The sequence below is a fragment of the Streptococcus sp. 3613 genome (assembly GCF_013277375.1).
Taxonomy (GTDB): domain Bacteria; phylum Bacillota; class Bacilli; order Lactobacillales; family Streptococcaceae; genus Streptococcus; species Streptococcus pseudopneumoniae.
Map to the genome: position 1 here is coordinate 1 of NZ_VMMV01000031.1, position 13,430 is coordinate 13,430.

General features: G+C 38.0%; 9 protein-coding genes and 1 pseudogene. 7 read left to right on the forward strand and 3 right to left on the reverse strand.

Annotation, left to right across the window (positions count from 1 at the left end):
- Positions 1–200: 200 nt before the first annotated feature.
- From HT708_RS12130 to pepO, 3 genes are all read right to left on the reverse strand, one after another.
- Positions 201–2,948, reverse strand: a complete 2,748-nt coding sequence (locus HT708_RS12130; RefSeq protein WP_172926010.1) for an LPXTG cell wall anchor domain-containing protein — start codon at positions 2,946–2,948, stop codon at positions 201–203.
- Between the two features lie 427 nt (positions 2,949–3,375).
- On the reverse strand, positions 3,376–3,999 hold the full coding sequence (locus HT708_RS03785; RefSeq protein ID WP_000078994.1) for a recombinase family protein: 624 nt from the start codon (positions 3,997–3,999) through the stop codon (positions 3,376–3,378).
- Positions 4,000–4,181: 182 nt separating this feature from the next.
- Positions 4,182–6,074 (reverse strand): endopeptidase PepO, encoded by a 1,893-nt coding sequence (gene pepO / locus HT708_RS03790; RefSeq protein WP_172926011.1) that lies wholly within the window; start codon positions 6,072–6,074, stop codon positions 4,182–4,184.
- 385 nt (positions 6,075–6,459) lie between these two features.
- Between pepO and HT708_RS03795 the strand changes: the two genes are divergently transcribed.
- The 7 genes and pseudogenes from HT708_RS03795 to tnpA all read left to right on the forward strand — a co-directional run bounded on the left by HT708_RS03795 (position 6,460) and on the right by tnpA (position 13,310).
- A complete protein-coding gene (locus HT708_RS03795; protein WP_054392829.1) occupies positions 6,460–7,575 on the forward strand; it encodes a ThiF family adenylyltransferase in 1,116 nt (371 codons plus the stop codon).
- A complete protein-coding gene (locus tag HT708_RS03800; protein ID WP_001081491.1) occupies positions 7,568–8,761 on the forward strand; it encodes an MFS transporter in 1,194 nt (397 codons plus the stop codon). The genes HT708_RS03795 and HT708_RS03800 overlap by 8 nt, the downstream gene beginning before the upstream one ends.
- A gap of 472 nt (positions 8,762–9,233) precedes the next feature.
- Positions 9,234–9,956, forward strand: coding sequence for a metal ABC transporter ATP-binding protein (locus HT708_RS03805; RefSeq protein WP_000619152.1), 723 nt, complete (start codon positions 9,234–9,236; stop codon positions 9,954–9,956).
- Complete coding sequence (locus tag HT708_RS03810) at positions 9,953–10,801, forward strand: metal ABC transporter permease (RefSeq protein WP_000559786.1); 849 nt, start codon at positions 9,953–9,955, stop codon at positions 10,799–10,801. Before HT708_RS03805 ends, HT708_RS03810 begins: the two co-directional genes overlap by 4 nt.
- 31 nt (positions 10,802–10,832) lie before the next feature.
- Positions 10,833–11,762 (forward strand): metal ABC transporter substrate-binding lipoprotein/adhesin PsaA, encoded by a 930-nt coding sequence (gene psaA / locus HT708_RS03815; protein ID WP_054392830.1) that lies wholly within the window; start codon positions 10,833–10,835, stop codon positions 11,760–11,762.
- A gap of 421 nt (positions 11,763–12,183) precedes the next feature.
- Complete coding sequence (gene tpx / locus HT708_RS03820; RefSeq protein ID WP_023938342.1) at positions 12,184–12,675, forward strand: thiol peroxidase; 492 nt, start codon at positions 12,184–12,186, stop codon at positions 12,673–12,675.
- Positions 12,676–12,846: 171 nt separating this feature from the next.
- A pseudogene (gene tnpA, locus HT708_RS03825) lies at positions 12,847–13,310 on the forward strand (IS200/IS605 family transposase).
- Positions 13,311–13,430 lie beyond the last annotated feature (120 nt).

A 13,430-nucleotide genomic window follows, 5' to 3' on the forward strand; every position in this document is an offset into this window, starting at 1 on the left:
GTAACATATACATACGGCAAGGCGAAGCTGACGTGGTTTGAAGAGATTTTCGAAGAGTATTAGAATTATAAAAAACGCATAATATCAGATGTAGATAATTTGATATTATGCGTTTTATCATGAAAAGATTTTCTAAATCATCTCCTCAAATTGATTTTTTCACAGTCTAAAATATTTGATAGATAAACTATGAATTGGAGTTATTCTGACTCCTTACGAAAGCTAAATAATCCAGCAGTTAGAGTTAACATTCCAAATAGGGTGGCGAGAATTGAGTGATTTTCTCCAGTATTTGGCAAAGTCTTAGCTACTTGTTTCGAAATAGTTTCAGTCTTAGTTGCTAACGACTCAGCTTGAGTTTTTGTACTACTTGCGTCATTTCCTTTTTGTTCAGTATTACTACTATTTACAACTGGAACAGGAGTTGTACTACCTCCGTTATTGCGGCTTGCGGCAACTTTGAAAGTCATAGCATAGATACTAAAGTGATTGGTTTCAAAAGTAACCTTATCTGTATCTTGTTTGAACTTCAATGCCTGTAAAGTACCATCTGGAGCAACATAGTAAACATTTTCAACTGGCTTATCAGCAGAAAGACTTACTAGAACCATGCCATTTGGCTGGATAGCTTTACCATTCGCGTCATACAGATGAATGTCAAATGCCTTGTAGTCTTTTGATTCAAGTGAAGTCGGCTTGGTTTCTTCTACCTTGATATAGCTGACATTTTTGAGTGTTGCTTCTGAACCATGCACTTGAACGCTTCCACCTTTGTTCGAAAGAACACGAGTATTGTTTGGGATGACTGGATTAAGCGTAGGCGTTACGGGAGTTGTCGGTGTTATTGGAGCAACTGGATTCACAGGTTGTTCAGTTGGTTTCTCTGGCTTAGCAGGTTGTGGTTGATCTGGAACAGCTGGTGCAACTGGTTTTGGTGTGTCAGGAACTACAGGTTTCTCGATTGGCTTTTCTGCTGGTTTCTCTGGCTTAGCAGGTTGTGGTTGATCAGCTGGAACAGTAGGAACACTTGGCTGCTTGTCTGGCTTAGGTTGTTCACTTGGCTTAACTTCAGGTTTTACTTGCTCAGCTGGTTTTTCAGCAGGGTTCTTAAACAAGAAAACGTAAGTATCGTAGGTTTCACCAAATAGATTGTATGAATGAGTTTTAGTTTTCTCATCATAGCGATTTGTTTCTTCACTTGGGAATCCTGGATAATAGAGTTCTTCCAGTTTTCTATCCTTAGTTAATGTATAAACCTGAATATCTTCTTTCTTCTCTTTTGATTTGATAGTTAAAGAGATGCCACCACCTTGGAGAGTTCGATTTGTTCCGTAAGTTGGATTTCCATTTTTATTAGGAACTTCATAGAAAATTGTATAAGCTTCGTAGTTCATTCCTTCCAACTCTGGAACTTTTACTCGAACAAGAGCAGGTTTAAACCTACTGTCCATATCTCCAAATCCGCTACCTTTAAATTTTATCTCTTTACCGTTTTCGAACATCGGATTATTGAAATTCGAATTAAAAGTATTTACTTTTATATGAGATCCTGCATGAAGCAAGTCTGGTTCAGCTGTCCACCAACCGTAAGATGTTTTTTCTACATTTTCAGCAGGAAGGGGAGCAGCAAGGTCGTTTGTTGTTAGAGTAGGGCGACCTGTTCCGTTATTAAACCAACGTTTTGGCTGGTTGGTTCTATAAGGAATCTTTTGCAATCCAGCATTTTTAGCTGGTTCCACTGGTTTAGAAGGTTGCGGTTGTTCTGCAGGCTTAACCTCTGGTTGAGGGTTTTCTGCTGGTTTTGGAGATGGAACGGGTGTTTCAGCTGGTTTATTTTCAACCGGCTTGTTCTCAGCTGGTTTCGGCTGCACAGTTGGTTCAACTGTCTCCGCTGGTTTCGAAATTTCAGCAGGTTTTTCCGTTTCCGCTGGTTGCGGATCTTTCGGTTTTTCTTCTACTGGTTTATTTTTAGTGTAAATAAAATAGTAGCGGAAAAGATTATCTCCTTTACCATTTTTGTAACCAGAACCACGCAAAGCATAGGCTGCATCATAACTAACTCTGACAACCTTTGGATCTGGATCAATATCTGGATGATCTGCAGCGGCTTTTACAACGTGGCTAAAAGTATAGTCGGAGAATTTTTTTGCTGTTAGTATTCCATCTGCGCTATCTTTGTCATGTACGTTCCATGTAGAGCTAACTTCTGCTTGTTTTGGACTATCAATTCTTGATTCAGTAGTGTATCCATGTTTTTGGACACGATCAGCATCTAAGAAATCTGCTTGGACTTTGTATTCTCGATAAGTCCAGTCTGCTAAAGTAGGAAAGCCTTGCCCATTTGTTCCGGGAATTGGCGTGTTTAGAAGTTTATCAGCATCTATTCCAGAAAGAGCGTAAAGCTTTTGATTTGCTTCAGATACAATCTTGTCGTTCTCTTCTTTAGTCATAGACATGACTGCGCCAGCTTTGTATGCCAAATCTTCCGCCACCATCTTCTTCATCTCTTCAGAATCTGTTATAGGTTGTTCTGGTTCAGGCGTTATGATTGGTAGACCTGGCTCAGGTAGCTGATTGGTTGGATCGACGTTGTATTTTTTCTCGATCTCAGCATTTTTCTTGTCCTCTGCGATAGCCTCATCTGTTCCGTTTGCGAGAATGTTGCCCTCGGTCGAAGGTTTTTCGACAGGCGCGGGCTCTTCTACCGGCTTTTCAGCAGGTTTCGAAACTTCTTTGCCTGGCTTTGGCTTAGCGATTGGGTCGAGCATACTGAAATCAACCCAGCTACCATTAGGTTTTGGTGCAGGTGTTGGTTGAGCAACATTAGGTTTAGCAGCAACATTTGGCTGCGGCGCAACGTTTTCCTCGGCACGCACCAAAGTTGGCACGGCAGCACTAAGAGTTACAGCAGAGAAAGTGACAATACCTAGTTTAGTTAGTTTATTCATAATTTTTCCTCCTTGGGAATATATAATTGCCTTTTTAGGCTTATAAAATAACAAAATCAACTTCCTTTCAAGACCACAAAAGCAAAATTTTGAGCCAACTCATTCTCTAAACATTTAATGTTCTTGATAGAAGCCTTAAATGAACCTTTATCCATTAACTGAACAATACAGCTATTACACTATTACATATCTTAATAATTTTTAAATTTTTTGTTACCATAAGCTCGCTAACTACTTTAGAGATAGGGAACTAAGTGTATCGCGTAACGACCGTTAAACGATACACAAAAAATACCAGTCTAATACAGGTTAAAAACACTGTTAAACTCGTATTTTTTAAATATTCATATTGTTGTTTTGACTGTTTCATCAAACGGTCGTTAATCGAAACAAATTTACAGCTTCATTCTACCATTTTTCCCTATTTTTAGCAATGATTTTCCGTTTTTTTTTGACGATTGTTCGCCACTTTATTGCGTTCTAACACTTTATATAGGGTTGATGTAGAAATTTGTTCAGCTTTTGCAATATTACGTATGCTTATATTTGAATGTAGATATTTGTTAAGTATCCGCTCCTCCTTTTCTTTTGAAATCCGTTTTGCTCCTAATCTAACACCATTTTCCTTAGCTTTTCGAAGTCCTTCTTTTGTGCGAAACCTCAGATTTTCCAGCTCATTTTCTGCCACAAAGCCTAAAATGACGCAAAGTAACCTGCCAATAAGAGAGTCTGTTTCTAGTTTTTCATGCAAACTGACTAGCTGAATATGATATTCATTAAATTGTTCAATAAGTTCTAGTAGCTTAAACATAGATCGAGTCAGTCTATCTAACTTATAGATAGTGAAAGTAACCTGCTTGCCATCTTTCGAAAAGTCAGAGGCCAGTTTTAAGGCTTTTGTAAGTTCAGGACGAGTGTTATTTGCACCAGATTCCTTTTCTATAAAAAGTTTATCGCAATGTTTGAGAGCTTCGATTTGCACTTTCAATCCTAGGTCTTGCTTATGAGTAGATACACGGGCGTAGCCTATGTTGATAGTCTTTTGAGACATAAAAATCCTCCTGTTATCTTGATACAGAGGGATATTTTACTATGAATTTTAAAATAAGAAAAGACTTCAATTTCATAATCCCTATGAACTACACCCCAAAAGCTAGATTATTCTATCTAACTTTTTAGGGTGTACATAGATAGGGAAGGTGTAATTATAGGAGTTTTACTTGTCTCTTTGTATTACCAAATAATCACGCGCTCCTCTGGTGAACGCCACATTCCGTCTCCTTCTTTGACATCATAGGTTGTAAAGAAATCGTCGAAGTTTGGTACTTGCACATTGACACGGAGTTTGGCTGGTGCGTGCACATCGACGCTAGCCAAAAGTTTCATAAATTCTGGTCGACCTTTCATGCGCCAGATGCGACCGAAGTTGTAGAAGAACTCTTCTGCTGAGAAGTCTGGTTCTCTCTTAGCTGCTTCAAGCGCTGCTGCGATTCCTCCCAAGTCAGCCACGTTTTCTGACACAGTCAATTTACCGTTAATGGTTGCTCCATAAGAATCCTGTCCATCAAATTGGTCAATGACTTTTTGTGTTTTCTCCTTGAAGGCAGCATAGTCGCTCTCTGTCCACCAATCCTTGAGGCTACCATTTTCATCGAAGGAAGCTCCGTTGGTATCAAAGGCGTGGGAAATTTCATGAGCAATAACCGCCCCAATACCACCGTAATTAGCAGAAGATGACTGATGCAAGTCATAGAAAGGTGCCTGTAAAATAGCCGCTGGGAAGACAATCAGATTCTTCTGTGGATTGTAGTAGGCATTGACCATGTGAGCAGGCATGCCCCATTCCTTGTAGTCTACAGGTTGGTTCCACTTGCTCCAACTGTGTTTGATTTCCACACGCGCAAAGGCTAGAGCATTGTCAAAAAGACTAGCAGTCTCATCCACTACCTTGTCTTTGTAGCGTGCTGGCAATTCTTCTGGATAACCGATATAAGGCTTGATGACATTGAGTTTGACGATGGCCTTGTCACGAGTTTCAGGAGTCAGCCAGTCATTCTTAGCCAAGCGTTCCTTATAGACATCAATCATAGTTGCCACTTTTTTCTCCACATCCGCCTTGGCTTCTGGAGAGAACTTCTCACGGGCGTACCAAAGACCCAAGGCTTGTTTGAAAGGACCTTGTGCTAGTTGATAAGCTGCCTTGACCTTGTCTTTAGCTTGTGGAACTCCTGAAAGCGCACGGCTATAGGCACCTGACAAGACACGGATTTCTTCTGTTAAATAGCTGGTTGAAAGATTGACAACACTCAAAATCAAGGTTGCCTTGAGAAGAGGCCATGCCTCTTCACTATAGAATCGATCTGCTGCTTGCCAGAAACGTTCTTCGTCTACGATAACCTTGTCTGGCACTTGTCCAAGAACGGCTTGGAAGAAGTCATCCAAAGGTAGGGCAGGCGCGAATTTCTTGAAATCTTCGTAAGCATATGGATGGTAGAGTTTAGCATACTCTGAACTTTCTTCATTAGAAAGCACCACTGCTGCAACTCGGCGATCCAATTCTAGTCTTTTCTCTAGCAAGTCTTCAATTTCTGTATCAGAGAAATCATAAGCCTTGAGAAGATTTGCGCTAGTTTCTTTCCAAAGAGTCAAGAGCTCCTCACGCTGAGGATGGTCTTCTGCATAGTAGGTCGTGTCTGGCAGGATCGTGCTTGGAGCGCTAGCCCATAAAACGTTGATTCTGGCATCCATAAAGTCTGGCGATACACCAAAAGGAAGGAAGTTAGGTTTTCCTGCAAGTTCAAACTCTGCTAGTTTAGCTGTAAAATCCGCAAAAGTCTCCAACTCTTGGAATTCTTTAAGGAGTGGTAAGACAGGTGTGATACCGTCAGCTTCTCTCTTGTCAAAATCACGAACTAGGCGGTGGTATTTGACAAAGTTTGCCAAGATAGCATCCTCAGGCACCTCTTCTCCTGCCAACCACTTGTCTGTTGTCGCCAGCATCAAGTCTTCAATTTCCTGATCTAAATCAACAAAACCTCCCGTTTGAGACTTATCTGCTGGAATTTCAGCTGTCTGTTGCCATTCTCCATTGATAGCATCATAAAAATCATCTTGATAACGTGTCATCTTGTTCTCGCTTTCATTTGTATTTGTCTTTATCTTAACAAAAATCACTAGGGAATGCAATTAAAAATGAACTTTCCTTTTCTATCATTTTTCAGTTAGTATTTCAATTTTTTAAAAATTTTTTAAAAATTCACAAAAAAATTAATTGTCTGAAAAATGAATTGACAAAAAATATATAAAATGATAAAATTCTATCTATCTCATAGCTTTGCTACTTGAAATTTAAATATTAGGAGGTAGATTTTATGCTTAAGCAAAAACGTGTTCATTCTGTAAGTATTGCAGGAATCGCAGTGCAGTAAAGGATAGTAATACTTTCTTCACCGAGGCTGGTAACTAGACTTTCTCTAGTTACCTTTTCTTTTAATTGATATAAGGAGATATAATGGATCTACTAAAAGCTCGTCCAAAACTAAAAAAGGCTTACCCAGTAGTATATAAAGACGGATCGGTCTATATAGGTGGGGTTGGAGAAATTACAGAATATGAAGACCCTAGCGGAGCTATTGAATACATGCTCAAAAAAATGGATGGAATTAATACCGTCGAAAAAATCATAAGAGAAGTTTCAGAAACCTACAGTGAACTATCACCATCTGATGTAATGGAAGCTATTGATGAAATCAGTAAAGAACGATTTATCGAGGATTTAAATCTTACTGGTTCTAAAATATTATCCAAGTATGAATTAGAACGTTATCACAGAAACATCAACTTTTTTTCATCTTACGCAACTTTAAGTGAAAATAAATATATTTCTCAAAAAAAATTAATTGATTCAAAAATTGGAATTATTGGATTAGGCGGATTAGGCTCTCACATTATATATGACTTAGCTGGCTTAGGTATAGGAGAAATAAAAGCTGTTGAATTTGATGTCGTTGATATATCTAATTTAAATAGACAAATTTTATATAACTTTGATGATATAGGAAAGAGTAAAGCAAGTATAGCAAAACAACGCATCTATGAATTTAATCCTCAAATAAAATTTACTGTTGATGAAAAGAAAATCAATTCATCTGAAGATGTTGTTGAATCATTCCGAGGATTCGACTGCTTAATACTAGTTGCGGATAGACCTAAAATCAAACTAGCAAGATGGGTAAATGAAGCTATAGTAAAGCTGAATATTCCTTTATTTTGTGCAGGTTTAGAAGCGCAACGAGCCCTGCAATATACTATTATCCCCAAAATATCTGGATGCATAGATTGTTGGAGAAATACTATCCAAAAAGAACACCCTATTTCTCACCTAATCCTTGAAGAAAGAACTCGTTTAAATTTAGTTGGTGACAATACTGCCATAGCTCCTCTAGTATCTGTAGCAACTGGTATCATTTGTTCAGAAGTTACAAAATATATCACTGGTATCGGTGAATTAACTACTGTAGGCCAATTAAAATCTATAGATATGAATACAATGACTACAAAAATAGCCGAGCATTGGCATATAGATCCCAATTGTATAACCTGTCGTGGAGGTAATATTATTGAATAGAAATTACAAAATATTGTGGCTAACATTTCTTGTATCCAACTTTGGTGATTGGCTAAGAAAATTAGCTCTACCTTTGCTAGTATTTGAGAAAACAGGATCTCCATTTCATATGGCTACTCTATACGGTATTTCATTTTTACCATGGATTTTATTTTCTCTAGTAGGAGGTATATTAGCAGATAAATTCAAAAAAGTATATATCATTTCAATATGTCATTTAATCTCATTAGTCATTCTAAGTTTGCTAATAATATCTTTTAAAAATGATAATATACTCTTACTCTTAATTTATATTTTAACCTTCCTGCTCTCCTCTACAGAGCCATTAGTCCACCCAGCATTTCAAAGCTTGTTACCACAGATTGTAACAGACAATCAGCTATCAAAAGCCAATTCAGGAATCCAACTTATTGACAATACATTAAATCTTATTGGTCCTATGATTAGTGGTTCTGTTCTATTACTTATTAATCCAGCTAAAGTTTTATGGGTCAATGCTCTTACCTTTTTAATTGCCAGCCTATTAATTCTCTGCATAAAAACTCCAGAAAATACACTAGTAAATATCTCTAAAAAAGAGAGTCTTTCTAAAACAATATCTATTGGTTTGCACTATGTAAAAAATGATAAAATCATCCTAAGTGGAGCTATTCTTTTTTTTGGAACAAACTTTGGTATTCATATATTTCAGGCCAACTTAGTTTACTATATTACAGATGTTCTAGGCTATACCTCCTTTCACTATGGATTAATACTCTCAATAGCTGGTGTAGGAGCTATATTAGGTGCTATTCTTGCCCCTGAATTAATTAAAAAGTTTAGATATGGAAAAATCCTCTCCATCAGTACAATGCTAGCTGGTCTATCTACTATGTTGCTATCAATTAACACAAACTATATATATATGGGAGTATTTTTAGGTTTGAGTAATATGTTTGGCAATATCAATGCCATTACATATTTTACGTTACGACAAAAAGTTGTCAAAAAAGAAATGTTGGGACGTGTTGTTAGTATTACTAGAATGATCTCATTTGCTTCTATCCCCTTAGGAGCATACCTTGGAGGGATACTTGTTTCACATAACTTAACTATCATAAGTATTCTAATATTAGCAGGTACTATAAGATTTCTTGCAGGGGGATTTAGTTACTTTAGTCCATTAACCAAAAGTAAAAACTATTGATGTTTAAAGTGTGATATACTTATTCAAAATAATTCATCAAAGAATCGCTCATACTCAACAAAAATCAAAGGGTAAACTAAGGGGTTATCCATGGATAGATTAAAACACTTTTTGAAATACAGATAGTAAATCTAATTAAAGAATCTTTAAAATCATAAAAACGCATAATATCAGGTGTATAAACCTTGAGATTATGCGTTTTATTAGACATCCTACTAAATATATAGCAAAATAGAGTTAGTTGGAGCTGGAGTAGTACAATGCTGCTTCTAAGGCATTTTTATAATTTACTTTGAATTTCTAACAATGTTTTAAAAAACTCGGTGGACTATTCCAAATTCAATCCACTATATATTGATTCCCTTGTGTGATGTGTAAAGATTTTTTAATGACTTATTTTAATTTTTTCAAAAATTAACTTGACTTAATTTTTTTTTTAATGTATATTAAGAGACAGGAGGAATATAAGTTTATGATACGTATCGAAAATCTCAGTGTCTCCTACAAAGAAACGTTGGCACTTAAGGATATTTCACTAGTGCTCCATGGACCGACAATTACAGGTATCATTGGCCCAAACGGTGCTGGAAAATCAACATTATTAAAAGGGATGCTGGGAATTATCCCACATCAAGGTCAGGCATTTCTCGATAACAAGGAAGTTAAAAAATCCTTACACCGAATTGCCTATGTCGAACAAAAAATCAATATCGACTACAACTTTCCCATCAAGGTCAAGGAATGCGTCTCGTTAGGACTCTTTCCCTCTATCCCTCTCTTTCGAAGTTTAAAGGCTAAACATTGGAAGAAAGTGAAAGAAGCCCTTGAAATCGTCGGTCTAGCTGACTACGCTGAACGGCAAATCAGTCAACTGTCTGGAGGTCAATTCCAGCGGGTCTTGATTGCCAGATGTTTGGTACAGGAAGCCGACTATATCCTCTTGGATGAACCCTTTGTTGGGATTGACTCTGTCAGTGAGGAAATCATCATGAATACGCTGAGAGATCTGAAAAAAGCTGGGAAGACGGTTCTCATCGTCCACCACGACCTCAGCAAGGTTCCCCACTACTTCGATCAAGTCTTGCTTGTCAATCGAGAAGTGATTGCCTTTGGTCCAACCAAAGAAACCTTTACCGAAGCCAATCTCAAAGAAGCTTACGGTAATCGACTCTTTTTCAATGGAGGTGACCTATGATTGCAGAATTTATCGATGGATTGCAAAAATTCCATTTCTTACAAAATGCCTTGATAACAGCCATTGTCGTAGGGGTCGTAGCTGGAGCTGTAGGATGTTTCATCATTCTACGCGGGATGTCACTCATGGGAGATGCCATTTCACATGCTGTCTTACCAGGTGTAGCCCTCTCCTTCATCTTGGGCCTTGACTTCTTTATCGGAGCCATTGTCTTTGGACTGCTAGCTGCCATCATCATTACCTACATCAAGGGAAACTCGATTATCAAAAGCGATACCGCCATCGGCATTACCTTTTCTTCTTTCTTAGCCCTCGGTATCATCTTGATTAGTGTCGCTAAAAGTTCAACTGACCTTTTCCATATCCTTTTTGGTAATATCCTAGCCGTACAAGATACGGATATGTTTATTACTATGGGTGTGGGGGCAGCCATTCTCTTGTTAATCTGGATTTTCTTCAAGCAACTCTTGATAACTTCCTTTGATGAACTCTTGGCTAAAGCCATGGGAATGCCTGTCAATTTCTATCACTACCTTCTCATGGTACTCTTGACTCTCGTGTCTGTGACAGCCATGCAAAGTGTCGGAACTATCCTGATTGTAGCCATGCTGATTACCCCAGCTGCAACTGCTTATCTGTATGCTAATAGCCTGAAAAGCATGATTTTCCTTTCCTCAACCTTTGGAGCTACTGCTTCAGTTTTGGGGCTCTTTATCGGCTATAGCTTTAACGTTGCGGCAGGTTCTAGTATCGTTCTTACAGCCGCTAGTTTCTTTCTCATTAGCTTCTTTATCGCTCCCAAACAACGATATTTGAAACTAAAAAATAAACATTTGTTAAAATAAGGGGCAAAGCCCTAATAAATTGGAGGATCTAATGAAAAAATTAGGTACATTACTCGTTCTCTTTCTTTCCGTCATTGCTCTTGTAGCATGTGCTAGCGGAAAAAAAGATACAGCTTCTGGTCAAAAACTAAAAGTTGTTGCTACAAACTCAATCATCGCTGATATTACTAAAAATATTGCTGGTGATAAAATTGATCTTCATAGTATCGTTCCGATTGGGCAAGACCCACACGAATACGAACCACTTCCTGAAGATGTTAAGAAAACTTCTGAGGCAGACCTCATTTTCTATAACGGTATCAACCTTGAAACAGGTGGCAATGCTTGGTTTACAAAATTGGTAGAAAATGCTAAGAAAACTGAAAACAAAGACTACTTTGCAGTCAGCGAAGGCGTTGATGTCATCTACCTTGAAGGAAAAAATGAAAAAGGTAAAGAAGACCCACACGCTTGGCTTAACCTTGAAAATGGGATTATCTTTGCTAAAAATATCGCCAAACAATTGAGCGCCAAAGACCCTAACAACAAAGAATTCTATGAAAAAAATCTCAAAGAATATACTGATAAGTTAGACAAACTTGATAAAGAAAGTAAGGATAAATTTAATAACATCCCTGCTGAAAAGAAACTCATTGTAACCAGCGAAGGAGCATTCAAATACTTCTCTAAAGCCTATGGTGTCCCAAGTGCTTACATCTGGGAAATCAACACTGAAGAAGAAGGAACACCTGAACAAATCAAGACCTTGGTTGAAAAACTTCGCCAAACAAAAGTTCCATCACTCTTTGTAGAATCAAGTGTGGATGACCGTCCAATGAAAACTGTTTCTCAAGACACAAACATCCCAATCTACGCACAAATCTTTACTGACTCTATCGCAGAACAAGGTAAAGAAGGCGATAGCTACTACAGCATGATGAAATACAACCTTGATAAAATTGCTGAAGGATTGGCAAAATAATCTAGATATTAGTTTATCTATTACTAGGTTCTTGTCTCTCTTTACATTACTTCTAATATTAGCTTTGTTAGTTCTATCTCTAGCTACAAAACAGCGTTTATAAGAATAAAGATTTCTTAAATCAGTACGAACGAAGTGAGTTTTTACCAGATATTTCTCACTGTAGTGGTATCCTAGATAAGAACTTTGATCTTATCTAGGACGGAATTTTTGAGCCCTAGGGCTCAAAAATTAGGGATGAAGTTCCGAAGGAAGTTGCTCCCGTCCGCACTACCTTCGAGAAATATCAAATAGATAAAAAATCTGAAAAACGTCATTCTCACATGAGCTGGCGTTTTTTCTATGCCCACATTTCCGGTCAAATCATTGGAAAATTTCGACTGTTTCAGCTACAATGGAAGAAAAAAGATTGGAGTATCTTATGGTAACTTTTCTCGGAAATCCTGTGAGCTTTACAGGTAAACAACTACAAGTCGGCGACAAGGCGCTTAACTTTTCTCTCACTACAACAGACCTTTCTAAAAAATCTCTGGCTGATTTTGATGGCAAGAAAAAAGTCTTGAGTGTCGTGCCTTCTATCGATACAGGCATCTGCTCAACTCAAACGCGTCGCTTTAACCAAGAACTGGCTGGACTGGACAATACGGTTGTCTTGACTGTTTCCATGGACCTACCTTTTGCCCAAAAACGTTGGTGCGGTGCTGAAGGTATTGAAAATGCCATCATGCTCTCAGACTATTTCGACCATTCCTTTGGACGTGATTACGCTCTCTTAATCAATGAGTGGCACCTATTGGCACGCGCGGTCTTTGTCCTTGATACTGACAATACGATTCGCTATGTTGAATACGTGGACAATATCAACTCTGAACCAAACTTCGAAGCCGCAATTGCAGCTGCTAAAGCCCTATAGAAAAAATCCTCTGTCACAAAGAGTTCCCTACTCTTTGAAACGGAGGATTTTTGTTATGTGACTTTCAGTCCGTCTCGCTATGCGGGTGCGCGTCGAAGGTTATACCCAAAAAACTCCAAACGCGATACAATAAAGGTGTTCAAGCCAATTGTAAAGCGAAAGGAGAAAAATATGGCACAAAAGGCTCATAGTTTATCGCACACAAAGTGGCATTGTAAGTATCACATTGTGTTCACCCCTAAGTATAGACGAAAAGTCATCTATAATCAATATCGAAGTAGTTTAGGCGAAATATTTCATAGCTTGTGTAGTTATAAAGGAGTTGAAATTATCGAGGGTCACTTAATGCCAGACCATGTACACATGTTAGTCAGTATTCCACCAAGGATAAGTGTTTCGAGTTTCATGGGTTATTTAAAAGGAAAAAGTGCACTCATGATGTTTGACAAACACGCCAATCTCAAGTACAAGTTTTGGAATCGGCATTTTTGGGCGGAAGGTTATTATGTGAGTACGGTGGGACTCAATGAAGCCACAATTAAGAAATATATTCAAGAACAGGAAAGCATGATATAGCAATAGATAAATTGAGTGTAAAAGAATATGAGGATCCCTTTAGGGATAGTGGTAAGTAATACTAAAGCCTCTTTAAGAGGCAAGTGACGAGTCAAGAGCAATAAGGCTTGAACAACGTGAAAGCCAGCGTCTTTAGGCGCTGGCTGTTAATTTGGGCTTATAGCCCTGGTTCAAACCAC

Coding starts and splice junctions, on each gene's coding strand:
- HT708_RS12130 (WP_172926010.1), bottom strand. CDS start 2,948: ATGAATAAACTAACTAAACTAGGTATTGTCACTTTCTCTGCTGTAACT.
- HT708_RS03785 (WP_000078994.1), bottom strand. CDS start 3,999: ATGTCTCAAAAGACTATCAACATAGGCTACGCCCGTGTATCTACTCAT.
- pepO (WP_172926011.1), bottom strand. CDS start 6,074: ATGACACGTTATCAAGATGATTTTTATGATGCTATCAATGGAGAATGG.
- HT708_RS03795 (WP_054392829.1), top strand. CDS start 6,460: ATGGATCTACTAAAAGCTCGTCCAAAACTAAAAAAGGCTTACCCAGTA.
- HT708_RS03805 (WP_000619152.1), top strand. CDS start 9,234: ATGATACGTATCGAAAATCTCAGTGTCTCCTACAAAGAAACGTTGGCA.
- HT708_RS03810 (WP_000559786.1), top strand. CDS start 9,953: ATGATTGCAGAATTTATCGATGGATTGCAAAAATTCCATTTCTTACAA.
- psaA (WP_054392830.1), top strand. CDS start 10,833: ATGAAAAAATTAGGTACATTACTCGTTCTCTTTCTTTCCGTCATTGCT.
- tpx (WP_023938342.1), top strand. CDS start 12,184: ATGGTAACTTTTCTCGGAAATCCTGTGAGCTTTACAGGTAAACAACTA.